Here is a 24589-nt window from a genome sequence, read left to right as displayed (position 1 = left end):
CAATTGCTCATTGATGGCGTCCCAGACGCTCTCCTGAATCCTGAGGTGATGGCGACGCTCCTGTTCGTCATGGGCCTGGTGGTGGGCCAGTTCAGCGTCGTAGGGCGAGACGCGGGCCAGTTCGCGCCTGATGGTGGTGCGGTGGAAGCCGAGTTGAGCGGCGATGGCGGGGATGGGTTGCTGGGCCTGGTGAAGTGCCTGGAGCTGATAGCGTAGGGGCAGCGTGAACCGGTGGTAGCACATGCTTTTCTCCTTTGACAGAGAAAGCGTAGCCCCTCCGGGTCACGCTGTGCGCTAGCAACTTGAATCCACCAGACTCCTCGGTAAAATTGGTTAAGAATCCGCGCAGCGATGCTGGTTTCATCGACAGCGCGTGATTTGCCTAACTGGTAGATGGCACGGGCATGGATCGTCAGAAAGTCGTACCAATTCAGGGCATAGCCGAGGGCGGACAAGCTCACCACATACGGGGCTGTCGTTGGCTCGACAGGTTGGTTGGCTCGTTCAACGAGGTAGAACAGGAGCGCCAACGATGGGATCAGCTTGTTGTATTTCGCAAAGTGGCTGCTCAGCGGTTCATCGCCTTCCTTGTTCAAAGCCCGCGCCACAGAGTCGTTTCGTTCCATCCACTCCAGAAAAACGCGCTGCGCCTCCGGCGTAAACCGCATGTAAGGGTTGCTGCCCAAGTCATCCACGAACGCGCCGTAAGGTACGAAGGCGGCCTGATCAATGAGGCTAAAAATCTCCGTCACCCGATTTTTGATACTGGCGTCAGGCTTCCGGTCATCGTTGCGATACGGCGGCTGAGTCTTGTTGATCACGGCTAGCTGAAACCGCTGCATGAAGCCGTCCGCTGACCTGTTACCGCCGTACACGTTCTGCATGTGGGGCGTCAGCGCACCCAACTGAGTGCCGCCGAAAACGGAGAGGCAAAGCTTTTCGACGGTTGCGGCTTGACGGCTCATGCGGTCTGCCCGGAATCCTTCTTTGCCGCTCCATGCCTCCAGATACATGGTTCGTTCACTCTCGCGGCCCGATTTGGTCAGGTTGTCGAAGATGCCGCTCAGCTCGTCGCGGTGGAGCAACAGTCCGCGCGGATTCTCTGCCGCCAAGTCCAGCAGCTTTTCGGGTGTTGCATCCTGCGTGGTGTAACGCCGCTCCACAGGTGGGTTGGGATTGGCGAGCTTGCTCCATTCGCCCTCAATCTGGGCTTGCCCCTCGGCGTCTTTATTTTTGACCGCCTTCTTATGCTCGGCTTCATAGGCCTTGACGCGACTTTTGTAGATGTCCGCCATCGGCTCGTACTGGGCTACCGCCTCGGCATAGGCGCGTTCAGCATCCTTCACCAACACTTTGAGGGGTGCCAGCCCGACGTTGATGGCGTCTGTCTTCCGGGAGCCGGGAGGCGCGACGACGAATCCCCACAGGTTGGGATGCTCGTACCACCCGTCCAGCGCCTTGGGCCGGATAGCAAGGCGGGTGCCGACGACGATGCTGAGAGCAGTCATGAGCGGCATGGCGACGTTCTCCGGGTACACGTTCAGCCTCTCTGCCTCATCCATGACATACGCGGCAAATACTGGCGGCAGCATGTCAGCGGCCAGGTGTGGGACCTCAATTTGATCCTGGCCTAGCGGTGTGGGTTGGTCAGGCCAATCTGGTAGGCCCTTCACATCCGCCTTCGCATTCAGGGCAGGCACGCCGTCCAGTTTTGCGAGTCGCCGCGCCAGAGTGCGAGAGACGCTGTACTGGTCATAAGGAATGCCGTTACGCCACTCGCTGGCCTTCTCTCGGTAGAGGGCGCTGTTGCGATAGATTTCCAGCGCCATGCGCGGGTCATCTTCGGCATGCTCCAAGAGGGTGCTGAAGTAGAAGAATTCGGCGCGGCTCATGTCGGCCTCGCCCTGATCGTTGACCCCTACTCCGGCGAGGTCCGGGCGTCCAGTCTCATGCAGGGTCTTAAATTGCTGAGACTTTGAGGCCAGCTTCAGTACCTCGCCTTCGCTCCTGAGTGTCTCTGGCACATCGTCCCAGTCCACTTCCTGAACGATGCCGTGCGTGTGGCTGTTCTGCTGGTTGGCGTATAGCCCTAACAAGGCGTCGGTGGCGTCGTTGACCGCTTCGGGGAAGCCCGGCACCAAGTTGTTGGTTACCGTCAAAAACTGGGCGTAGCCGTACATCTCGATCTCGCGTGACCCGGACACTTTGATGCGCTTGTATTGGAGGTAGGGCAGCAGGGCGGTTTTGTCCTGCACGGTGAACCAGAAGCGCACCCCGTTCCCGCTAGGGCTGAACTCGGTTCGAGTGTTGAACTGCTGGAGCAGGGTCAGTACTTGCGGGTCAATCACGCCATTGCTCACGCAGCCGTCCACATCGCCGCCCACGACATCATTGTCTTTGGTGGTGACGTACCCGACGCCAGTGAAGTAGCCGCGCTCGTAGAGGCTGACCACAGTGTCCAGCGGCTGCCAGTTCTTTGGTTCGTGAGCACTGATGGCGTGGGACTTGCCCGTCGCACCGTCCAAAGCACTCGGCATTTTGAGTAGCTTGCCATCCTTACCCTGGACAGCATTCCAGTTAATCCATTGGCGGTGGTTCGACATGGGTGCGAGCTGTTGAAAGTCAATGGCTAAGAGAGGGCTGTCAAGAGATTGTGTTATAGTGGTCATTGCAAGCAAACACTCCTTTTTGTAATGAATCTCTGCGCCTCGGAACGCGGAGATTCTTTTATTTTGCAGACATCATTTATTTACCGAAGTATCCACAACAAGAGGCCGTTTTCATTTGAAAACCTCATGGTCTTATTTTATTGCGATTTGGACGTATACTACATTTAATTGGTTTTATTAAGTAAAGCGTGTGTTTTTTGAACAGATATAAAGATGAAATCAGTATACTTTGATGTATATCTCGCATTTTTTGTATTTCAAGGTTAAACCAATTCTTATTGGCAATTTTGGCTACTAATTGGCGACAGGGGAAAGCTCGCTTTTTCGTCAGACGCTGCTAAAATTTGATTTTTGGCAATTTTGGCGACAAAAATGGGGAAATAGAAATAGAGGGAATGACAGGGTGTATATTGTAATATATATTACTATTATATAGATTTTAGCATTTAGAAATGTAGACGGATACCCCATAAATGATATTCATTAGGAAACTGTCGCCAAAATTGCCAAATATAACTTTCTGCTGAGAGTAGGTCATTTTAATTGGCGACAAGTCAACGCCAAAATTAAATAATTTGTCGCCAATAATAAAATTCATCTCCTTCTGAAAATAGGTTTTAGAGAGGCACTCGCCAGTTTGGAGGTGCATTATGGGTAGATCGCTATTGGCGACATCAGCATTTACCGACTCTGTATAGATTAGTAATAGGCAAGTCCAAATTGAGACTTGCCTTAAACTGTGGTTCTCTAGTTTACAGCTTACGTCAGCTCTCAGCAGTCCATCACGATGTTTCCGTATAAGTTTCGATTCGCTGTAGAATGAATGCGTATGTGTATAGCACATATTCAGCAAACTATTCACTAAGGGCGGTGAACCCTAGAGAGTGAATAGTTTTTTTTGTGCTTATGCCAAAGCTTTCAGGTATTCAAAGCTATGTGGCCGTTCATAGTCTTGATTTGGCTTGTCAAATACTTTCCACTCCCACTCTTTAGGCGTGGTGCCAATAACTTTGAGCAGTTCCGATTCATTTAAGAGTCCGAACCCAAAGTCCTCAAAGGCGGGTGCCAGTCGATTGAGGTCCATCACTATCTCATCGAACGTGTTGATCCGATTCTGGTCCTGCTTGGTTTTCAATCGCTGAAGCGGCAGCACGTCTGCCAGTTCCTGTTCCAGAATAAATCCTAGTAATGTACATGCCGCTGCCTCTCCCCGCAGGCAGATGGGATGTGTGGGGCGAAGTCCCATAGTGGCGCGGACGTACACGCACAAGTTGCCCAATTCTTGCCAGTCCTTAACCTTATAGGTGTGCAGCATGTGGTTGATACGTCCGAGAAGCGCATTCTGAAGTGCCGGGGTGAGTTCACTATTCATCTTGGGATTTCCTTTTAGATCCCAAGTGCAATACGCCGTAGTAGTTCTAGCTTATTTGGACTAACGACAAACATCTTAGCGAAGTTCGTTATACTATGGTCAGACCGATTTGAAGTGTCGGACGGGAAGGCGTATTGCACCTGAGTTGTGAGAGTTGAAGAGAGAAGACATGCTGCTTGGAACCAGCATGTCTTTTTTAGTTTTTAGTCAACTTGCCACCTACACCTTCTCTAGACTCGCGTAGCATCCTAGCTTCGTAGGCCAGCACATCGGAAATCGGAACTAATCGAGCTGCGCCGTTGCGAATGCTAGGCAGAACGCCGTCGTCTAAAAGCTGCTTGAGCTTGTTGTTTGAAACTGGAATCTGTTTCCTAATTTCGGTCATGCTCATGTAGCCACGTCGGGAGTGTGGAGAGGTGGACTGACCTGGAATGTCGCGTTTATAGTGCGTCATTCGCCTTCCCCTTGATCTTTCTGAGCTGCCCTAAACTCTCTCAGTTTATCGCGCCGACGAATGACATCCCTAGAGTGCCGCTTTACTGACTCTGCATTCTCTCGCTCTAGCTTCTGCTGCGGCGTTTCCTTGACCTGATTAGGCCCAGGATATGTCTGAGCCATCCAAGAGCGCATATTCTTTCTGACCCTCTCCACATCCAGTTTTTGTTCCATAGAGTACCGCCTTAGACTGTCGAGCAATGTAGAAGCAAGAAGTTTCACATTCCTGCTTTCTGCTCTTGGTCACTCCATTCTCTACCCGAGCCGAAGCTGGGATATGCAGAACAGCTATGCTCCCTACACGGTGCGGCATCTGACAACACAGATCAGCGGTCACTACTAAATAATGGCCCAAATCGCGCTTGACCATAGGCATCAGTGCCAAACGGCACAGCGGTCTTTGCCTCTGGGCAAATCACATTTCGGTAGTAGTCGAATGGCTCATAACACGAGTGACTGCCTCGCAGTTCTTCATAGTAATCAGACAGCGGACCAGTAGCAAAGCTGGAGTTCTTTTCCATAGCATGTATTGTGCTTTCCATACAACCTTCAATGAACGTATGGATTGCCTGGTATTCAGGGTCAGTTATTCTGCCGCCCTTCATTTCTTTCTGTGCCAGATTGAGCTGCACAGCGTAGGTGGCGAGTCTGGATATGATTGTCAACGCCCTTGAGCCTAAACTGTGGTCAGTGCCGATCCAATCATCCTTCCGTGCTTGGGCAAAGGCATACGCACCTTCTCCACGTCTGTGGACATATCTTTCAGGACGGTTGAGCAAAATCTGCACACCTTCATTTAACTCGTGAAGATCGTCATAGTGAGAGTCATTACGTCCGTTAGCTCTCATCTCGAAAAGCCGACTTTGCTCCTTAAGAATTATTGGCGTGAGCGCATCTCTTAGAACGGCCTCGGGTATCCTAGATATAGCGTTCTTTACGAACAAGTCTGTGCCTGCATTTGAAGCGAGTTGAGATTCCTTTGCGAATCTGTGCATGTAAGCCCTCTCATTAAGCAATAGAGCGTCACCGCCTGCGTCCCTATGACGTTGGCTGCTTTTGAGTGACTCTGTGGTGCTCTTCTTAACTGGCTTTATGCTTCCATATCATCCTGCTCTGACCCAAATAGCTGGCTCGTAAGCAAGCAATATGCACAGAATAAGAAGGGCCTATGGAAAAACACGGTAGACCCTTGAAAGTGTTCAGCTCACTATTTCACTAGATTCTTAGATGAATCTCACCATCAACATCGCAGACCAACCCAGATCCAGCTCAGGAGGCTGCAACCTGTCAGCCCAGGCAGACCCGGACACGATGGATAGTGTTTGCCTGTTCCTCCAAAGAACCTCATGAATGTCAACCCCCGGTTGCAGGAGTTTCCTCAGGGTTCGCAACTCGTCCATCTGGGCGGACTTCAGGTAGAAATCGTCCAGACAGCAACTCAGCAACGTCGCCAGCTCGCCCACCTCGAAGGCGTACCGCTGCCCACGCGGGGTAAGTTCAGTGCTGCTATCCATCAGATGTGCGGCCCGCAGTTGATCCACCACACCAGCGCCGAGGCTGGAGTACAGCGGAAGGCCGAGAGTCCTGGCGGCCACTACCACCTGTGGAGTCTGGTCCGTCTGCTGGATGAGGAAGGCGAGAGCGGCAACGTCCAATTGAAAATGACCCTGGAGAACTTCCAGGGCCACATCTACAGGAAACTCGCGCCGCCAGATTTTGTGACTGGCTTTCCGCGTCATGGCTCTCCTTAAATCGCCGTGCTTCGCTGGCCGAAGTTCTGCGCTGTCCGGCGAGCGTGCTGATCAATGTCGTTATGGTTCCAGATCGGCAACTGACCGATGTGGGTGTTGAGCGTGACGTTCAGCCCGGTGACACTCCGCTTCATTGCCCCTCGATTCTTGGTCATGATCTCGCACATGATTGCTGCTTCCGCCTTGATCTTGAGAGCGAGACCGTTCAGGTTGTTCGCTTCAGGATCGTCGTAGGCGTCCACATAGGCTCGAGTGATCCGCACCACAGCGAAGAGCACGTCCATGAAGTCATGCGCCCGTTGGGTCACGAAATACTGAGGCGTCTCTTCAGTGTCCGACACTTCCAGCCACCCGTTGCTCGCCAGTTCCTTGTGCGCCTGCGCGTACTGGAGTCCGTCGATTCGAGTGTTGGCGATTACCCAGATTGGTTCCAGCACAGCATCGGCGTCCTTCAGCTCCAGACTGCGTTGGGCTTGCCAGTGGGTGCCGACAGACGGCAGCGCCAAGCGTGGTGCAGATGATTCCATCACTTTCGTGTGCGTGCCCATCTCGTAACTGAGGCACCGTTCCACCAGCGCCGCTGCTTGCTCTGGTGTGGACAGGTCACCACACGTCAGCGCGTTGAGGAATTGGGCCAGAAGGACCGGGCCGGAGTGTGCAGGGTATTCCCGCTTCTGCTCAAGCGACATGCTGTTGAAGAGCTTGACCCTTGCCATTAGCGGGCCTCGCTCAAGATCACGTTATCCAGGAAGCCTGTGGGCGACAGCAGACGGGCGTAAGTTTTGTAGTCGTCATCCAGGCGGCGCATCAGCGGAAGCTGCTCGGCGTTGCTGTAGAAGAACGATGCCCCGCCCTTCTGCGTTCCGGCCAGCAAATCTGCACGCTTGGCCGTTGCCATTGCTTCCGCTGTGGTCTGGAATGCGTCCAGCTCAGCCTTCGTCGCGCCCTGATCACGGTAGGCAACATACTTGGCCGCGAACTCTCCCACAGTCGGGACGATGCGCTCGGTCTTGGCCGTAGGCGTGAAACGGTCAGGGTAGGTTGGATGCTCGGTGAAATACCCGTTGCTGACCAGCTCAGCGCGGGCCACAGCGTACAGGCTGTCAAAGTCGGCTGCTTTTTCGCCCAGGTCTTGGAAGGCCAGACGGCGCAGGGCTTTGACTTGTTCGGTGTGATCGCCCCGACTGCCCATGCCGAAGCTTGGCTCTTTCTCGGGCAGGAAGTGGCTGCGCTGACCGTCAACGCTCTTATAGAACAGGTTGAACAGGGTCAAGGTATAAACGCCGTAGCTGGGACTGAACCCCAGCAGGGCGGCAAGGAACGCGTCATATTTGGTCATGGTGTTTCCCCTTCAAGAAGTCCAGACGCGCGTCCTACGCGTCATGGTGAGGGTGTGGAGGCATAAAGTACCGATTGGAACGGATCGGTTCGGACGGGTTCGCCAGCTAGACGGACTGGCGAGGCGGCGTTGCAGACATCCTGTTTGCTGACCATGACCATTATTGACTGTGTGGGACAGCAAAAAAGGCTCCACAGGTGGGTTGTGTGGCTCTGCCGATGCTGAAGGCGGCCAACCAGTGCTGGCCTTTCTCGCGCTGACTATGCCCTGGGCACCACTTAGGGCGTCGGCCCAGATGGTGAACCCGATGTGTAACCCAGTGACGGCGGGTCAGCTTCACCGGATGAGCGAATTGACCGCCTGTGGAGAAAAGATGTGCTGGACAACATCCTTAGAGTGCTTTTCAAAGCAGTTTATTTTATATACTGACTTTTAATCAGCGGGTTCTCGGTTCAAGTCCGAGGCGATCCACCAACACAACTCCGTCTCTGGCGGAGTTTTTTTTGTCCAGTACGGCAGGACGCACGTAATAGACGTTCTCGCCTGCACCTTCCAGACTCACGCCGGGCACAACTGGCTGGGCGCTATGCTCTCCCCATGTCACAGGCCAGCCACCACGCACGCCAGTTCACCGCCAACCGCTCGGCTCTCCTTGACCTCTACGACATGCTGCCCGAGGATCAGGGCAAGTTTGCTGCGTGGGACGGTGGGATGAGCTTCATCGGGCTGGCCGATCACCTGTCGGGCAGCCTGACCCGGTTCATGGGCCTGATTGCGGGCGAGGGCATGGGCGCACCGGCCCCGGCCAGCACCAGCCTGGACGAAGCCCGCCAGCGGCTGCGCGACACGCACGAGACCGCCGTCAGCGCCATAGAGGGCATGAACGACGCCGATCTGGACCGCCGCGTCCCCGCCTTCGGGGGCCGGGAGATGCCCGTCCGCGCCCTGCTGGACATGGTCACCACACACGAGGTCCACCACAAGGGCCAGGTCTGGATGATGGCCCGAATGGTGGGCGTCCAGCCGCCAATGTTCGTGAAGATGGGATAGCGGGGACAGCACCAGAACACCAATAGACCGGAAGAGAGGGCGGCAGGCGAGAATGCCCACCGCCCTCTTCCCTCCAAACCCTAATTCACCAGTTTGGTCTTATTGGTCACGAAATCCATCAGCACGTACTGGCCGATGTTCTGCGGCGTGGTGAAGTACGCCTTGCCGCGCGTCATCTCGGAAACCCGCTTGACGAAGCCCACCAGATCGGGATCGCGGGCCAGCATGAAGGTGTTGACCTGAATGCCGGAGCGGCGGCAGTTGGCCACCTCACGCAGCGTTGCGCCCAGGACGTAGGGATCGAGGCCGTAAGCGTTCTTGTAGATGCGCCCGTCGGGCAGCGTCAGCGCTGAAGGCTTGCCGTCGGTGATCATCACGATCTGCTTCATGTCCTTGTTCTCGCGCTTGAGCAGTTGCTGGGCCAGCCGCAGTCCGCCCGCCGTGTTGGTGTGGTACGGCCCGATCTGCGCCTGCGCCAGCTTGGAAATCGGCACTTCCTCGGCGCTGTCGTGGAACAGCACGAACTTCACGGTATCGCTGGGGTACTGCGTGCGGATCAGGTGGGCCAGCGCCAGCGCCACCTGCTTGGCGGGGGTGAAACGGTCCTCGCCGTACAGGATCATGGAGTGAGAGCAGTCCAGCAGCACCACTGTGGCCGCCGAGGAGTTGTATTCAGCCTGGCGGATCACCAGATCGGACTCCTCCATGTTCTCGATGCCCTTGCTCAGCACGTTGCCCAGGGTGGCGGTGGTGTCCAGGTTCAGAGTGTCGCCAAACTCGTAGTTCTTGAGTTCGCCGGACATTTCCACGCTGCTGGCGAACTCGCGGGTGTCGTGCGCGCCCGCGCTGCTGCGGCCCAGACCGCCCATCAGATCGCGCAGGGATTTGTAGCCCAGGAAGTCGATGCTCTTGTCCGTGAGCTGAAAGGTGGCCTCGCCGCCCTGGCCCGCGCCGCCCTGCCCGTCGGGATCCTCAAATTCCTTGCGGATAAAGCCGTCCTGCTGAAGCTTGTCCATCAGGTTCTTGATCTGCTGGCCCAGCGCCGTGTCGTGGATATCCGCCGACTGCATGGCTTCCATCAGTTGTTCTTCTGGAATCATGTTGCGCTCGGCCAGGGCTTCCAGAATGGCGTCGAACAGGTCATCCATGCTGGGGCGCGCGTTGGGGTCCGGGTCGTAGGGATCGTTCATGCCCTGACCCAGCAATGCTTCCTGGATCATCTGCATCAGCTCGCTGGAATCGAGTTGATCCAGCTCACCTTCAAACTTGCTGTACCGCGTGATTCGCGCCATGTCGTGACCTCCGTATGCGTACAGCATGGCGCGTGGACAGGTGGGCGTTTGTAAGGCGGGGCGCGGTAGGGAGGCGTCTGCGGCGTGGTCCGCAGTTCACCCGTGGTCCCAGTTGTGGCCCGCCCGGCCCTGCGGACATGCAGCCCCACAGCCGCGCGTGCGGCACAATAGGGCGCATGACAGATTCACGTCCATCCCGCGCCGAACCCCGCCCCGATGCCCGGTTGGTGCGCCTGCACGCCGAACGCGGCGATCCACACGCCCGCCTCGCCGGAGCGCTGGCGGCGCTGGAGGGTGCCGGGTGGGGCCTGCTGCTGCCCGGCGAGGCAGCTCTGGCAAAGCAACTGGCCGCCTATCTGGGCCAGGGCACCCTGCGCGTGGATTCGCGGCTGCGGCTGAACCGTGACTTCCTGGCCGTGGCCGGACTGGCTGCCGCGCCGCTGGACGGCGACTGGCGCGGCGCGAAGGGCGTGTGGCTGCTGGAGCCGGAAGCCGGGGACATCGAACGTGCCCGGCGTGCGGGCGTGCCCGTGATCGCCGACGCCACCCTGGCCCCTGGCGGCGGCTGGCTGGGCGTGGGCGCAGAGTTGATCGTGTACCGCGACGGGGCCACCCTGACCGGCCACGGCGACGTGTCGCTGGCCGTGCTGTTCGGCGCGGACGCAGCCCCGGACCCCGTGACCGATCCCCCCAGCGAGCTGAGCGTGGCGCTGGCCCTGCGCGACGTGGCCACCCTGCCCCTGCGGCTGGCCCGCGCGGCCCGCACCGTGTCCACCCTGGCAGACCGACTGGGAGGCGCGGCCCAGGGCGCTGGCCCCACCGCCCTGCTGCTGGCCCCGGATGCCGCCCCCGACACCGCCCAGCCGCCCGGTGGTGTGCAGGCTGCCGCCCGCAGCGTCCCCGCCGGGGTGATCCTGACTCCTGGCCTGGAGGATGTGGAAATGGCGCTGGCGCTGCTGTATGGGATGTCAGAACAGAGCGGACGCGAAGAGCGGACGCAGGCCAATGCGCCCGCACAACCTCAAAGCGCGCAATCTCAAAGCGCGCAACCTCAAATACAGGCTCAGGAACAGACGCGCCAGGACAGCGAACCACGCCAGGGCCGGGGCGAAAACCGCCGTGAGCGATACGAACGGCGCGATTTCAAGCCGCCCCAGGAGGGGCGGAACGACGAAGACCGGGGCAGCTCGCGCCAGGAGTTCCGCCAGGGAGACCGCCCGCAGCGTGGTGAGCGGCCCAGCACACCCAACCAACCCAGCACGCCCAGTCAGCCCAGCACACTCAGTCAACCCAGCGCCCCCAGTCAGCCCCAGGCCCCCGAACGCTTCACCTTCGAGGCCCCCGCCGCTGCCCCCGACGCCCCTGACTTTGCTGCCCCACAGGCTTCCCCTGAGCAGATCGAGGAAAGCTGGGAGCCGGAAATCGTCTACAGTGACCGGGAGCGTGCCCCCGTGCGCCTGCCCACGCCGGTCAGCTCTGGCCCGGATTTCACGCCGCTGGACGCCGGCATTCCCGACGTGCGCCGCCAGCCGGAGCGCACGCCCGCACCAGAAGACCACGACGCGCCGGAGAGTGCCCCGCAGGACACCGCCGCGCCCGAAGCCCCGGCCCCAGTCCCACAGGATCAGTCCACGCGGCGCGGCAATGGGCGGCAGCGCCAGTCCCGGCAGGAACCGCAGGACATGCCCGACGCCGCGCCCGTGATCCTGCCCCCCGATCTGCCCGCCGCCAAGGAAGACCCCGCCGCCAACCTCAGCGACGAGCAGGCCGCCGTCTACGCCCGCCTGCGCGAGTGGCGCAACGCCGAGGCCAAGCGCCAGGAGATCAGCCGCTTCATCATCGCCAGCAACGCCACCCTGGCCGAGATCGCCCGCCGCGTGCCCTATACCGACGCGGACCTGAAAGCCGTCAAGGGCATGGGGCCGGAGCGCATGAAGAAGTACGGCGACAAGATTCTGGAAGTGGTCCGGGGCTGAGCTGAAATCCTGACCCGCCAGCCCTCTTCCGCGTGGAGAGGGCTTTTTTGTGCTGGGCCGTTCAGCCCTGACTGCCCTGCACGAAATACATCTGCGTCGCCACCAGCCGTGAGCCGTGCTTGTCGAAAATGCGCCGCATGGCCCCATTGTCCGCTTCCGTACCGCCAGCATGGCTGGCGAATTGCCGCGCCGCCAGCGCCAGCAGATGCCCGTGCAGGCGTGTGCCCAGGCCCTGTCCACGAGACGGCGACAGCACGCCGATCAGGTTGATGCTGGCGGTGTCCGGGCGTCCGCCGGGGCCGACTGCGCCCAGAGCGGCGGGCAACCCATATTTGTCAGGCAGCGTGATCAGCGTCCAGTCCTCTGAGGGGTCAAGGTCCGGCTGACCAAGCTGGTCCAGCGCTTCGCGGATGTCGGGTTGATCCGCGTCCACGGTCTGCGCCTGCGGGTCCAGCGGATAGGAGCGGGCGCGTAGGTCGGTTTCATACATCACGTGCCGACTGTTCAGTACCCACCCGGCAGCCTCGAACGGCGCAGCAAGGAGCGGGGCAAGATTATCGTCGAGAAGGAGCCGCTGTTCGGGTCCAGCTTGCGCCCGGATCGCCTGGGCCAGTGCGATGATCGCCTCCTCCGGCGCATCGGCCCGGAGGTTTGGAAAGACTGGAATCTGCGGCACGGCATTGATCACCGCGTGGCCCTCCACCCCCCGCTCCGAGCGCAGGATCAGCGTCTGCTCCAGCTTGAGCTGGCCCCCCGAGAGGCGTTCGCGCATGAAGTTCAGGCGTCTGGCTGCTTCCTCCCGGTCAGCCATCAGGGCGACGAGATCGGGCAGGGTTTCGGCGGTGGCGGGCTGAATGGTGAAAGTGTTCATGGATGACCTCTGAAAAAAGCCACCGGGCAACAAATGCGCGGTGGCTCAGGAAGGATATACGGACTCAGCTTCTGCGCCAGCTCAGCAGCCCGATGATCAGGGTAAAGGCGATCAGGCTCAGGGTAGGAATGGTCAGGACCGTGTTCAGGCCAGACAGTGCGCCCGCGCCCCAGATGGGCCAGGGGGTGTTGCACGGCACCACGGTGGGGTCCACCAGGGCGCTGCACGCCTTGAGGGTGGGAATGACGTTCCAGTCTTCCAGGTTCTGGATCAGGGCGACCCCCCAGCCCACCGCCGCCAGGGGCAGCACGTAGCGGCGAACCTTCAGGTCACTGCCCAGCGCTGCGATGCCCAGAATGACCGCCAGCGGATACATGGCGATGCGCTGATACCAGCACAGCACGCAGGGGCGGAAGCCCTGGACCTCGCTGAAGTACAGGCTGCCCAGCGTGGCGGCCAGGGCCACCAGCCAGGCCAGATACAGACGGTTGTCGCGGGTCATCATGCGGGTTTACTGCTGCGCGGCGTCAACGGCCTTGCCGATGTCGTCGGGCGAGTAGCTGCCCTGACCGCTGGCCGCGAGGACCTGCTTGCCGTTCACGAAAACGGTGGGCGTCGAGTTCACGCCTGCGTCCACCGCCTGCTTTTCCATGGCGTCCACGCGGGCGGCGGTGGCGTCGGTGTCCAGGCAACCGGCGAACTTGGTCTGGTCGATGCCCTCGACGTTGCTCGCCAGTTCCTTGAGACGGGTCTTTGTGGCCCACACGGTGGATTCATCGCCCTGCGCGCGGAAGACGATGTTCTTGAACGACTCGAAGGCGGCGCTGCCACCGTCGTCAAAGACGCACAGGGCGGCCTGCCCGGCCAGCTTGCTGTCGTCGGTGGGCAGGCGGGCGTTCTCGGCCAGGAAGGGCCAGATCAGGGTGTACATTCTGGCCTTGCCGGTATCCACGTACTTGGTCTTCAGCTCCGGCTCGATGTTCTCGGTGAACTGCTTGCACACCGGGCACTTGAAATCCTCGATGGTGACAATACTGACGGGCGCATCTGCCTGCCCGATAAACGGCACGCCCTCCAGCTTGAAGTCGCCGCTGAGGCCCGCGCCAGCAGCCGGCTTGTCGCGGACGGCAAAAAGGGCGAGGGCAATCAGTGCGGCGGCGATCAGCGTGCCGACCACCAGGATGATTCGGTTGGGGTTGTTTCCCTGAAGTCTGGTCATATGGCCCAAAGTTTAGCGCCCGGAAATGAGGCGTGTCCGGGCGCATGTCCTTCAATGCAGGGGGAATGCAGGGGGAGGATCAGGCGGGAACACCCGCGCGCCCACCTTGCCGCCGCCGCAGCCACAGCCCGATCAGTTGACGCACGAGGCTAAAGGCCAGCCCCGCCAGCATGGCGATCAGGGCCGAGCGCAGGAACGTGTCGTTGGAGGGCAGTTTCAGGGTGGGATCGAACTTGGGACCGAAGCGGGCCACCGCCAGCAGCGTTCCGGCGAACAGCAGCCCGGCAAAGGGCAACACCAGCACCCCCCCGGAATGCTTGACCAGCAGCAAGGCCATCAGCGCGCCGCCCACCAGCGGCAGAATGATCAGCCACTGCGCCGGGGGAACCGAGGGGCTGAAGTAGCCCAGTCCACCCAGCAGCAGCCCCAGGTAGCCGAACCACCCGCCGAACTCGTCGGCCAGGATCACCAGGAAGACCCACACCAGCAGGCTGTTCTGCCACTCACCGGGGGTCCACATGGCGTAGGCCAGCACGCCCAGCACCGCCCAGCCGCCCAGCAGCCGCAGGAAGGTCAGAAAGCGGGCGCGGTGCGGGCGCTCCTCCTCGGTCCGGCTGGGCAGGGGGGTCAGCGGCGGCGCGGCGCGGGCGGGCGACGGGCGTCCCACGTCCGCTTCCCCGCCGGAAGGTTTCGACAGGTTGACCGCAGCGTCCGCAGGGGGCCGCGCCACCACCGTCCGGTCCACGTCTGCCGCCGCCGAGGAGGTGACTTCAGACGCCGCCTGCCCCCCCGTCGGCTGGACAGCTTCAGGGTGCGGATCAGACTGCTCGGGCGCGGGCGGTTTGGTCATGCTGCCCCCTTCTTATCACGGGGCTTGGCACGCGGCTTGCGCGCGGGGGCCGCGAGGACCAGTTCACGCTCCTCTTTCTTCGGCTTCGCCGCCACGATTCCCGGCACCCGGCTGAGGTATTCACCCGTGTAGCTGGTGGGATGCGCGGCCAGTTCCTCCGGCGTTCCGGTGGCAACGATGGTGCCGCCGCGCACGCCGCCTTCCGGCCCCAGATCGATGATGTGATCGGCGCGCTTCATCACGTCCAGATTGTGTTCGATGATCACCAGCGTGTTGCCGCCCTCCACCAGCCGGTCCAGCACTTCCATCAGCTTGCGGACGTCCTCGAAGTGCAGCCCGGTGGTGGGTTCGTCCAGGATGTAGATGGTCTTGCCCGTCGCCCTTTTGCTCAGCTCGGAGGCCAGTTTGATGCGCTGCGCCTCACCGCCCGACAGCGTGGTGCTGGGCTGCCCGATTCGCATGTAGCCCAGGCCCACGTCCAGCAGAAGCTGCATCTTGCGCTCGATATTTGGAATCGCCTCGAAGAAGCCGTGCGCGTCCTCCACGGTCATGTCCAGAATGTCGCTGATGGTCTTGTGGTTGTACTTGACCTCCAGCGTCTCGCGGTTGTAACGCGCCCCCTTGCAGACCTCGCACGGCACGTAGATGTCGGGCAGGAAGTTCATCTCGATCTTCATGACGCCGTCGCCCTTGCAGTGTTCGCAGCGCCCGCCCTTGACGTTGAAGGAAAACCGCCCGGCCAGATACCCGCGCCGCCGCGCCTCGTTGGTGCGGGTGAACAGGTCACGGATTTCGGTGAAGACCCCGGTGTAGGTGGCCGGGTTGCTGCGCGGTGTGCGGCCAATCGGGGACTGGTCAATCTCGATGACCTTGTCCAGATGGTCCATGCCCTCGATGCGGTCATATTTGCCGGGAGTGGTCTTCGCGCCGTTCAGTTCGCGGGCCAGCGTGGCGTGCAGGATGTCGTGGATCAGGGTGCTTTTGCCGCTGCCAGATGGGCCAGTGACGACGGTCATGATGCCCAGCGGAATCTCGGCGTCCACGTTCAACAGGTTGTGTTCGCGTGCCCCATAGATGTTCAGCTTCTTGCCGTTGCCGCGCCGCCGCTTCTCCGGCACGTCAATTTTCAGCTCGCCGCGCAGGTATTTGCCGGTCAGGCTGTTGGGGTTGTCCCTGACCTCCTGCGGCGTGCCCACGGCCACCACCTCGCCGCCGTGGACCCCTGCCCCCGGCCCCATGTCCACCAGATAGTCGGCCTCCATCATGGTGTCCTCATCGTGTTCTACCACCAGCAGCGTGTTCCCCAGATCGCGCAGGTTCTTGAGGGTTCCGATCAAACGCCCGTTGTCCTTGGGATGCAGCCCGATGCTGGGTTCGTCCAGCACGTACAGCACCCCGGTCAGGCCAGACCCGACCTGCGTGGCAAGGCGGATGCGCTGCGCCTCGCCGCCCGAAAGTGTGTTGGCGGTGCGGTCCAGCGACAGGTAGTCCAGCCCCACGTCCACCATGAATTTCAGGCGGGTGCGGATGGCCTTCAGCACAGGGACGGACACTGCTGCGCCAAAGGCGTTCTGCACGTATTCGTATTGCCGGGGCGCGTGGGCGCGGGCGGTGCCGCCCACATGGCCCTTCAGGTATGGGGCGATGGCGTCGTGATTGAGTTCGCCGTCCTGCAACTGCCCGAAGTAGGCGTCCGCCTCCAGCACGCTCATGCCGCCCACCTGCGCGATGTTCAGGCCACCCACCCTCACCGCCAGAATCTCGGGCTTGTAGCGCGTGCCGCCGCAGGTGGGGCAGGGGCTGAGTTCCATCAGTTCTTCGAGCTTCTCGCGCATGAACTCCGACTCGGTATCGGCGTAGCGGCGCTCCAGATTGACGATCACACCCTCGAATTCAGTCATGAAGCGCATGGTTTCCTTGCCACCGCGCTTGTAAACCACCTCGAACGGCTGGCCGGGGCCTTGCAGAATGGCTTTTTGAGCGGTGGCGGGCAGCTCACGCCACGGCGTTTTGAGGCTGAAGTCCAGATGCTCGGCCAGCGCCTGCAACTTGTCCCAGTAGTACACGCCGCCGCCCGTACCCTTCTTGCTCCAGGGCAGGATCGCGCCCTCTGCGATGCTCAGCTTGTCATCAATGACCAGATCTGCCGAGAATTCGTTCTTGGTGCCCAGGCCCGCGCAATCGCCGCACGCGCCGTAGGGCGAGTTGAAGGAGAAGGAACGCGGCTCCAGCTCCTCCAGCACGCTGCCATGTTCGGGGCAGGCAAACTTCTCGGAGTACAGCTCCTCGTGGGCCTCGCCGCCCTCGCCCCCATCGGGCATCAGCACGCGCAGCAGGCTCTCGCCCCGGCGTAATCCCAGCTCCACGCTCTCGGCAATGCGGCTGCGGTCCGTCTCGCGCAGGGTCACGCGGTCAATCACCACGTCCACGTCATGCTTCTCGAACTTTTCCAGCTTCAGTTTCTCGGCCTCGTCCAGCTCGTAGAGGGTGCCGTCCACCCGCACACGGGCATAGCCCTCGCGCCGCAGATCGCCGAACAGCTTGCGGTACTCGCCCTTGCGCCCACGCACCACCGGGGCCAGCAGGATGGCGCGCTTGTCGGCAAATTCGGTGATCAGGCGGTCCGTGATCTCGCTGGGACTCTGTTTCTCAATTTTGCGCCCGCAGACCGGGCAGTACGGCGTGCCGACGCGGGCGTACAGCAGACGCAGGTAATCATGAATCTCGGTGACGGTGCCCACCGTGCTGCGCGGGTTGTGGCTGGTGGTGCGCTGATCGATGGAGATGGCCGGAGACAGACCCGTTATGCTCTCCACGTCCGGCTTTTCCATCAGGCCCAGGAACTGCCGCGCGTAGGCCGACAGGCTTTCCACATAGCGGCGCTGGCCCTCGGCGTAGATGGTGTCGAAGGCCAGCGTGCTTTTACCGCTGCCCGACACGCCGGTGATCACGATAAATTGATCGCGTGGCAGCTCCACGGTGATGTCTTTAAGGTTGTGTTCCTTCGCGCCGCGCACCACTAAGTTATTTTGCAAGAGGATCGCTCCTTGACTTTTAAGAAAAGCGCGGCCAGCACGTCAAATCAGGCCGCTCAAGATTCTGTCTAATGCGTAAGGGATAGCCTCTCCTCCGCTCTGAAACGGGATATTCTATCAGGTCAGGGCGGGTTGGAACTAGGGCGGGAAAGGGACTCTAAATGTCGTCAGGGGTTGGCGTAAATGACGGCTGGGATGAATGGGTGGCTGCCACGGTTAACCCCTCTCCTGCGGAGCTGTGCCAGCCAGTCAGCTTCGCTGCCAGCTCCCCTCAAAGGGAGCAAAGAGGCGCGATTTGTCGTGCCACACGCCATCTCCTTGCCTCCCTTCTAAGGGGAGATGCCCCGGAGGGGCGGACTTGCAAAGCTGCGGAGCAGAGGGGTTAAGCCGTGGCAGCCACCCATTCATCCCACTCGCCCAATTGTCCTGCACCCTCCCCCCCATCTCCCTGCCGCCTGATAAGCTCTGCTTTGATGTTGCGGTCCCAGCGCCGCGTCCGCACCAGATGCGGGCATGAGGGCGCTGAGGGCTGCGGATAGACGGTCAGACCGGTTTTTACCGGGTTTGAAACCGTGCAAAGGAGTTGGGTTGTGGCGTTTCGGGATGTACTGAATATTGAGGTCAATGCGGGCAATGGTGGCGACGGCGCGATGAGTTTCCACCGGGCCAAATACATGGAAAAGGGCGGGCCGGACGGCGGCCACGGCGGACGCGGGGGCAGCATCATCCTGCGGGCCATCGAGGGCGTGGAGTCGCTGGAACGATTGCTGGGCCGCCGCAAGTTCAAGGGTTCCAACGGCGCGTACGGCGAGGGCCGGTTGCGGCAGGGCAGCGACGGCGAAGACATCTACATCGATGTGCCCGTGGGCACCACCGCCTTCGACGAGGACAGCGGCAAGGTCATCGCCGATCTGATCCGCGTGGGCCAGGAAAAGGTGATTGCACGCGGTGGCTACGGCGGACGCGGCAACAGCACCTTTGCCAGCAGCACGCGGCAGGCCCCCCGCTTTGCCGAGCTGGGCACGCCGGGGCAAAAGCGCCGGGTGCGCCTGGAACTGCGCCTGATCGCGGACGTGGGGCTGGTGGGCTATCCCAACGCGGGCAAAAGCAGCCTGCTGGCGGCCCTCTCGCGGGCCAATCCGGCCATTGCCGAGTACCCGTTCACCACCCTCTCGCCCATTCTGGGTGTGGTGGACCGGCGCGATGAACACGGCACCCAGATCGAGGAGCGCTTCACGCTGGCCGACATTCCCGGCATCATCGAGGGGGCCAGCGAGGGCAAGGGGCTGGGACTGGAATTCCTGCGCCACATCAGCCGCACGCGCGTGCTTGTGTACGTGCTGGACGTGACCCGCAACCCGGTGGAGGAACTGCGCCAGCTTCAGGCTGAGCTGCGCGCCTATGACGCCGTCCTGCTGGAAAACATCGCCCTGATCGCCCTGAACAAGGTGGAACTGGTTGACGAAGACCTGAGCGTGATGGTGGAAGACGAGCTGGCCGAATTTGGCCTGCCCGTGCTGCGCGTGAGTGCAAAGGAAGGCAACGGGCTGGATATGCTGCGCGAAACGCTGTTCCAGATGATGCCAGACCGCGAACTGTGGGCGCAGAAGAACGCCCTGGAAATCGAGTCCGACGAGGTGCGCGAGGAAGGACTGACCGTGACCTTCCGCGAAGACGCACCCGCCAGAGGCGTGGGCATCGTGACCACGGGCGAGAACGAGCGTGTGTGGGAAGTTCAGGGCGGGGGATTCGAGGCACGTATCGCACGTTTCACGCGCTACATGGAAGACGCCGCCGAGTACCTGGGTGGGGTGTTCAAGCGCCAGGGGCTGTATGCCGCCCTGCGGCGGGCCGGGGCGCGCGAGGGCGACACTGTGGAAATCGGCAGCTTCCGCTTTGAATATTTCGACGACGAGGCCGAGAAGAACTGACCATGAAACATAGTGGGGGCTGGGGCGAATCGAACGCTCCAGCCCCCGCTTGTTTTTCGCCCTGCTCAGCCGTTCTTCGCCTTCTCATCCCGCTCGTCCAGCTTTTTTACCACGCCCTCGCTCCACTTTCTACCTTCATCTCCGCCCCACAGCATCCACGCGATGTACCCACGCGAAGGCTTCTCATTGCCCTGACCAGTCTCGTCCAGATTGTCCCCGGCGTGGCGCGGGAAATACTGGGAAACGTGGCGCACCTCGTCCTCGGTCAATTGACCGCCTCCTGCAAGTTGATCGGCCATGTGTTCGCCGACCTCGGTGCCGCCGAAGCCGTGTTCGTCGCGCAGTTCCAGCGCTTTTCTGGCGTTGCTCTGAACTTTTTTGGGGATGGAGAGGTCGATGTCAGCCATGCCCCACCGTGCCACCCCGCACCGCGAGGAGAAGGTGTGTTGTCTCCCCAACTCAAGAAACCCTTCGGACCTGCCTGGGCCACAGGGCAGGGCCGGAAGTTGACCCACAACCCGGACAGTATTTTGTATGACCCTTCGGTGCATAGTAGGGGCAAGATGCGGGAAGCCGTTGCACATGCTCTTTGCGCCGGGGCCACAGCCGGGAGCCGAACCCTCTGGACCGGCGTATGACACGCAATTCTCCGGGGCACAGCCCACAAGCTGGCGAGGCCGTGACCCGTTCAGGGGCGGGCGGGGAACGCTGGGCCGAACTGGTGGAACTGTACGAGTACCGGGTGGCCGATACCCTTCAGGGCAGGGTGCCGCGCGGCGGGCGGCGCTCGCTGGCGGACCTGCGGGAGGAACTGCTGGGCGCTCCGCTGGAGGCGGCCCTGCACCGAAGACTGCTGGAAGCGGACCGGGAATACCTGGCCCACCGCAAATCGGCCCGGCCCCTACAGCAGCCCGAGCCTGCCACCGTGCCGCCGCCGCCCACCCTGTGGGACGCTCCGCTGGGGGGCGAGTCCGCCGAGTCGCGGGCGTGGCAGGAGCTGCATCTGCTGGCCTGGGGGGACGCGGCCCACGCCACCCTGCGCGCTTACTTGCCCATCTGGCAACGCGAACCCAGCCTGCTGACTCTGCGGGTGCTGTACACCGCGCTGGAAAATGCCGAGCGGGCCGGACAGGCGGGGCTGGCCGGGCAGGTGTCTTTCCCGGTGCCTGCCGTGCGCGATCCCCTGACCGATCTGGACAATCCCCAGGTCTTGCAGGTGCTGACCGAGGCCGTCGTCGCCCTGCTGGTGCAAGCGGATGGACGCGGGCGGCTGGAACTGGCCCTCTCGCAGGTTCACGAGGTGCCCTTTCCGCGCCACCCGGATGAGGACGTCTTGCAGGCCAGGGTGGAGGCCGCCGGGCGCGAGCCGCTGGCCCCGCAGGCCAGGGACACGCTGATCCAGGCGCTGCGAACCCTGCATCCGGCCCCCAGGGACCCGCGTGAGCGTCCGGCCATCCGTGAGGCCGCGCGGGCGCTGGCACACAGCCTGGAGCCGCTGCTGAACAGTGGCCCGCAGACCACCCTGGGCGGCGTTCCCCAGCACAGCGTGCTGTACGCCGCCCAGCCGGGCACCGCTCTGGACACTCCTGACGACGCCGCCAGCGAACTGATGATCCGGCTTCCCGGCGGCGAGGGCACCCACTGGCGCGGCACCGACTTCCGCTGGCAGTCGCTGGGCACGCAGTGGCAGCTTCAGGCCGGGGAACAGATCGCGCTGCTGCGGCCCCACGCCGAGGCCACCGAACGCTGCCTGACGCTGGAGCTGCCGCAGACCCGACTGCGGGCGTTCGTGAGCGGCTCGTATCTGCTGCTGCGCGCCCAGAGCGGGCCGCAGGAAGACCTGACCCGGCTGACCTCACTGGGCCGCGTGATCGCGCTGCTGCTGGACCCCGCCAATGACTACGCGGCGCTGCGCCTGACCCGCGCCGCCGCTCAACTGCTGCGCGTGGGCCGGGTCGATGCGGACTCGGTGTCGGCCAGCAGCGCGGCCCGCTATGCCGGGGCTGCCCCGGACGCACTGCACAACTTCGCCCGCAAGGGGGCCGAGATCCTGTGCGGACTGCTGGCCCAGAGAAGCACTCCGGGCATCCAGCAGGCCATCCACGACGCAGCGCAGCCCCTGGGCCTGAATGGCCCCCTGACCGGGCATCTGGCCGCCGCACTCATGGTGGCCGCGCATCACCTGGAAACCCCACCCAGCGCCCTGCGTCACAGCCGGGTGGACCTGCCCGAAGACGGCACCGCCCTGTGCGTGGAACTGCGCGACGATCCCCCGCTGACCCTGCACTTCGGCGCGCGGGCCGTGACCCTGCGCCGCGATTTCCGTGGGCAGTGGACGGCGCTGCTGCCCGGGCATCCGGCACTGAATCTGCAAGACCTGACCGTGACACGTGGGCCGGGCTTCAGCCTGATCCTGGCCCGCCACGACGGTTGGCTGTCCGCTGCCGCGCCACCTACACACGAATCGCCCAGCGACAGACCAGAAACGGCCAGCCGCCCACACTGAGAGGCAGTGACAGACGCGCCAGACAACGGAACGGATTTCGCGCCCCTCCTGCCCGGAAGCTTGAGCGAAAATATGGAAACGGAGCAGATCGGCCCGAAATGTACGCCCCTCAAGACGGCGAACAGCCCTTCAAATTGCCGAAAATGATTGACTGTTGATGAGCCGCCGCACGTTCCTCACAGCCGACTCATAAGCTCCTGGGGCGGGGAGGTTAGGGTTGACGACGAAATGATCCGTCCTCTTCTGACCGTGACCCTGCTGGTGGGTCTGTTAACTCCAGGCCAGGCCCAGGCTGTGCCGGTAAAGCTGGACAGCCTGCCGCTTTCAGTGGAACCCAACGCCAAACTCCTGACGCTGAATCAGGCTGGGATCCGTGCCGCCTTTCCCTCAGCGGCAGGACGCCCGAGCGCCGTCTTCATGACCGAGGACCGCAAGGTCAGTGTGGCCTTCGAGTGGCGGACCAGCAAACTGGCCTCCAACGAGGTGGAAAAGCTGGTGGCCCAGTTTCCCGCCGTGATCCGCGCGCAGGTGCCCAATGTCAAAACCCTCAAGGCCAGTCTGGTGCAGATGGGCGGCTCGCCATGGGCGCAGTTCGTCTTCACCACGCCCAGTCAGGCCGACGACCTGCGCCGTGAGCTGATGGTCACCAGTGCCGGGGGCCGCATGCTGGTGGTCACCATTGCCGGAAATGTCAAGGACTACTCGCGCAACGAAGCCGTGATCCGCAACCTGACCAACAGCGTCCGCCTGAACTGATTCTCAACCAGAAACCAACGGCCATAGGGTCTGGAATCCTTCTCCGCGCGGTCTGCGCTCAGAAGGATTCCAGATTTTTTGTACTGAGCAGAGGACGCGTTCAATTCAGAGCTAGACAGCCCGATGACGCTGCCCAGCGAAGGCTTCAATTGGGGCGATGCTGAAAAATCTGAACGACGCTCTCCTCTGCCTACAGACGCCTGAAAACCCCTACTTCTGGACGATCCACCTGTCCAGCAGTTTCTGGTACTCGCCGCTGGCTTTCATTCGGGCCAGCGTCTTGTTGGCGGCGGCGGCCAGATCGCTGTTTTTGGCAAACACCATGCCGTAGTCCTCGGCGGCCAGATCCTTGCCTGCCTGCTGAAACTGCCCAGGCAGGCGCTTTTGCAGGTCGGTCACGGTGGGCGCGTCGCCGATCAGGGCCGCGATCCGCCCGGCCCGGATGTCGGCCAGCCCCGCCGCAAAGTCGTCGTAGACCTTCAGCGCCGCTCCCCTGGGCTTCAGCGTGTCGTCGGCCACATACTGCCCAGTGGTGTTGGCCTGCACCCCTATGACGGTGCCCTTGACGTCGGCGGGCCAGGTGAACTTGCCTGGGTTGCCGCCCTTGACGATAAAGACCTGGGCACTGCGGTAATACGGGTTGCTGAAGGCCACCACTTTGGCCCGCTCGGCGGTGATGGTGATGGCGCTCATGGCCATGTCCACCCGCCCGGACGTGACCGACTGCGGCATCAATGCCCCAAAGCCCACCGCCTGAATCTGGAGCTTGACGCCCAAGTCTTTCGCTACCGCCCGCGCGATATCGACATCGAAGCCGGTGATCTGCCCGGTCTTGTCCTTGAACTCGAACGGAGCGAAGGTGGGATCGGTGCCCAGCACCAGCACGCCTTTTTTCTTGACCTCCGCGACGGTGGTGGCCCCGGCGGCAGATAAGGTGGAGGCGGCGAGAGCCACGGCAAGCAGAAGGGCGCGTTTCATGGGGACAGAATACGGCGCAGGTCCGGCGCGCTAGCCTCTTTTGCATGGACTGGCCTGCCCGCGCTGACTTTATTTACGGCGAACCTCTTCCGCCGCCCGCCGACTGGACGCGCCCCGGTTTGTTGATGACCTTCAACCTGGAATGCGCGGGCTGCGTGTCGCGCGGCATCCCCTTTTTAAAGAGGCTGCACGCCGAGTTCGGTGAACGCGTGAACCTGCTGGCCGTTCACACCAGCCACGGCCACCGCCCCCTCCCGCGTGAAGATGTCGAACCGACACTGGTCAAGTTTGCCCGCGACTTTGCCAAGCTGCCGTTTCCCGTCGCTCTGGACGTATCCGGCGATCTGGCCCGCGCGTGGCAGACCGAGGGCACGCCCCACTGGCTGGCCTTCGCCCCCGGCGGCGAACTGCTGCGGAGCGTGTACGGCAGCCAGGACAACTCCCAGACCCGCCTGCACTATCTTTTGGAAGAACGGCTGCTGGAGGAATAGGCCGGACT

Annotated in this window: 21 protein-coding genes and 1 pseudogene; 7 read left to right on the top strand and 15 right to left on the bottom strand. The window is 61.7% G+C overall.

The window, feature by feature from the left end; translation table 11 throughout:
* The 5 genes and pseudogenes from Q319_RS29075 to Q319_RS26875 form a co-directional block, all read right to left on the bottom strand.
* The coding region (locus Q319_RS29075; protein ID WP_425387977.1) for a helix-turn-helix domain-containing protein at nucleotides 1-243 on the bottom strand (243 nt) is incomplete at its 3' end.
* Between the two features lie 203 nt (nucleotides 244-446).
* Nucleotides 447-1508: pseudogene (locus tag Q319_RS29070) on the bottom strand (DUF3987 domain-containing protein); the annotation flags it as partial.
* 2065 nt (nucleotides 1509-3573) lie between these two features.
* Nucleotides 3574-4041: a hypothetical protein gene (locus Q319_RS0105635; protein WP_034413966.1), complete on the bottom strand. Its 468-nt coding sequence runs from the start codon at nucleotides 4039-4041 to the stop codon at nucleotides 3574-3576.
* Nucleotides 4042-4237: 196 nt separating this feature from the next.
* Nucleotides 4238-4432 (bottom strand): hypothetical protein, encoded by a 195-nt coding sequence (locus tag Q319_RS26880; RefSeq protein WP_156039186.1) that lies wholly within the window; start codon nucleotides 4430-4432, stop codon nucleotides 4238-4240.
* Nucleotides 4433-4862: 430 nt separating this feature from the next.
* Complete coding sequence (locus tag Q319_RS26875; protein ID WP_156039185.1) at nucleotides 4863-5384, bottom strand: hypothetical protein; 522 nt, start codon at nucleotides 5382-5384, stop codon at nucleotides 4863-4865.
* 474 nt (nucleotides 5385-5858) lie between these two features.
* Between Q319_RS26875 and Q319_RS26870 the strand changes: the two genes are divergently transcribed.
* Entirely contained in the window at nucleotides 5859-6287 is a 429-nt protein-coding gene (locus Q319_RS26870) for a hypothetical protein (protein WP_156039184.1), read from the top strand.
* Here Q319_RS26870 and Q319_RS0105625 read toward each other — a convergent pair.
* Nucleotides 6284-7003, bottom strand: coding sequence for a hypothetical protein (locus Q319_RS0105625; RefSeq protein ID WP_029481083.1), 720 nt, complete (start codon nucleotides 7001-7003; stop codon nucleotides 6284-6286). The two genes, Q319_RS26870 and Q319_RS0105625, sit on opposite strands and share 4 nt — an antisense overlap.
* The gene (locus tag Q319_RS0105620; RefSeq protein ID WP_029481081.1) at nucleotides 7003-7626 is read right to left on the bottom strand and encodes a hypothetical protein; all 624 of its coding nucleotides are present in this window, start codon (nucleotides 7624-7626) and stop codon (nucleotides 7003-7005) included. Before Q319_RS0105620 ends, Q319_RS0105625 begins: the two co-directional genes overlap by 1 nt.
* A 597-nt stretch (nucleotides 7627-8223) precedes the next feature.
* Between Q319_RS0105620 and Q319_RS0105615 the strand changes: the two genes are divergently transcribed.
* Entirely contained in the window at nucleotides 8224-8676 is a 453-nt protein-coding gene (locus Q319_RS0105615; protein ID WP_029481079.1) for a DinB family protein, read from the top strand.
* 80 nt (nucleotides 8677-8756) lie between these two features.
* Here Q319_RS0105615 and Q319_RS0105610 read toward each other — a convergent pair whose 3' ends face one another.
* A complete protein-coding gene (locus Q319_RS0105610) occupies nucleotides 8757-9968 on the bottom strand; it encodes a vWA domain-containing protein (RefSeq protein ID WP_029481078.1) in 1212 nt (403 codons plus the stop codon).
* Nucleotides 9969-10144: 176 nt separating this feature from the next.
* Here Q319_RS0105610 and Q319_RS0105605 point away from each other — a divergent pair, with 176 nt between their 5' ends.
* On the top strand, nucleotides 10145-11944 hold the full coding sequence (locus Q319_RS0105605) for an HRDC domain-containing protein (RefSeq protein WP_029481077.1): 1800 nt from the start codon (nucleotides 10145-10147) through the stop codon (nucleotides 11942-11944).
* A 61-nt stretch (nucleotides 11945-12005) separates the two neighbouring features.
* Here Q319_RS0105605 and Q319_RS0105600 read toward each other — a convergent pair whose 3' ends face one another.
* From Q319_RS0105600 to uvrA, 5 genes are all read right to left on the bottom strand, one after another.
* Nucleotides 12006-12815, bottom strand: coding sequence for a GNAT family N-acetyltransferase (locus Q319_RS0105600; RefSeq protein WP_029481076.1), 810 nt, complete (start codon nucleotides 12813-12815; stop codon nucleotides 12006-12008).
* Nucleotides 12816-12879: 64 nt separating this feature from the next.
* A complete protein-coding gene (locus tag Q319_RS0105595) occupies nucleotides 12880-13317 on the bottom strand; it encodes a disulfide bond formation protein B (protein WP_029481075.1) in 438 nt (145 codons plus the stop codon).
* A gap of 9 nt (nucleotides 13318-13326) precedes the next feature.
* Complete coding sequence (locus Q319_RS0105590) at nucleotides 13327-14034, bottom strand: DsbA family protein (protein WP_029481074.1); 708 nt, start codon at nucleotides 14032-14034, stop codon at nucleotides 13327-13329.
* Nucleotides 14035-14113: 79 nt separating this feature from the next.
* A complete protein-coding gene (locus tag Q319_RS25375) occupies nucleotides 14114-14884 on the bottom strand; it encodes a hypothetical protein (RefSeq protein ID WP_051655138.1) in 771 nt (256 codons plus the stop codon).
* Complete coding sequence (uvrA, locus tag Q319_RS0105580; protein ID WP_034413962.1) at nucleotides 14881-17919, bottom strand: excinuclease ABC subunit UvrA; 3039 nt, start codon at nucleotides 17917-17919, stop codon at nucleotides 14881-14883. The genes Q319_RS25375 and uvrA overlap by 4 nt, the downstream gene beginning before the upstream one ends.
* Before the next feature lie 590 nt (nucleotides 17920-18509).
* On the opposite strand from uvrA, the gene obgE reads away from it, so the two are divergent.
* Complete coding sequence (gene obgE, locus Q319_RS0105575) at nucleotides 18510-19850, top strand: GTPase ObgE (RefSeq protein WP_029481071.1); 1341 nt, start codon at nucleotides 18510-18512, stop codon at nucleotides 19848-19850.
* 65 nt (nucleotides 19851-19915) lie between these two features.
* Here obgE and Q319_RS0105570 read toward each other — a convergent pair whose 3' ends face one another.
* Nucleotides 19916-20257 carry a hypothetical protein gene (locus Q319_RS0105570; RefSeq protein WP_029481070.1) on the bottom strand — a complete coding sequence of 114 codons (342 nt, stop codon included), beginning with the start codon at nucleotides 20255-20257 and terminating at the stop codon, nucleotides 19916-19918.
* 227 nt (nucleotides 20258-20484) lie between these two features.
* On the opposite strand from Q319_RS0105570, the gene Q319_RS0105565 reads away from it, so the two are divergent.
* Both Q319_RS0105565 and Q319_RS0105560 read left to right on the top strand, forming a co-directional pair.
* The gene (locus tag Q319_RS0105565) at nucleotides 20485-22356 is read left to right on the top strand and encodes a hypothetical protein (RefSeq protein ID WP_051655137.1); all 1872 of its coding nucleotides are present in this window, start codon (nucleotides 20485-20487) and stop codon (nucleotides 22354-22356) included.
* Nucleotides 22357-22584: 228 nt separating this feature from the next.
* Complete coding sequence (locus Q319_RS0105560) at nucleotides 22585-23112, top strand: hypothetical protein (RefSeq protein WP_029481068.1); 528 nt, start codon at nucleotides 22585-22587, stop codon at nucleotides 23110-23112.
* Nucleotides 23113-23322: 210 nt separating this feature from the next.
* On the opposite strand, the gene Q319_RS0105555 is transcribed toward Q319_RS0105560, so the two are convergent.
* Complete coding sequence (locus Q319_RS0105555) at nucleotides 23323-24090, bottom strand: ABC transporter substrate-binding protein (protein WP_029481067.1); 768 nt, start codon at nucleotides 24088-24090, stop codon at nucleotides 23323-23325.
* A gap of 44 nt (nucleotides 24091-24134) precedes the next feature.
* Here Q319_RS0105555 and Q319_RS0105550 point away from each other — a divergent pair, with 44 nt between their 5' ends.
* The gene (locus Q319_RS0105550) at nucleotides 24135-24581 is read left to right on the top strand and encodes a TlpA family protein disulfide reductase (protein ID WP_029481066.1); all 447 of its coding nucleotides are present in this window, start codon (nucleotides 24135-24137) and stop codon (nucleotides 24579-24581) included.
* Nucleotides 24582-24589: the final 8 nt, after the last annotated feature.

The sequence above is a fragment of the Deinococcus marmoris DSM 12784 genome, assembly GCF_000701405.1.
Lineage (GTDB): Bacteria > Deinococcota > Deinococci > Deinococcales > Deinococcaceae > Deinococcus > Deinococcus marmoris.
The sequence above is the reverse complement of the archived record's forward strand: the minus strand, read 5'-3'. Positions and strand labels throughout refer to the sequence as shown.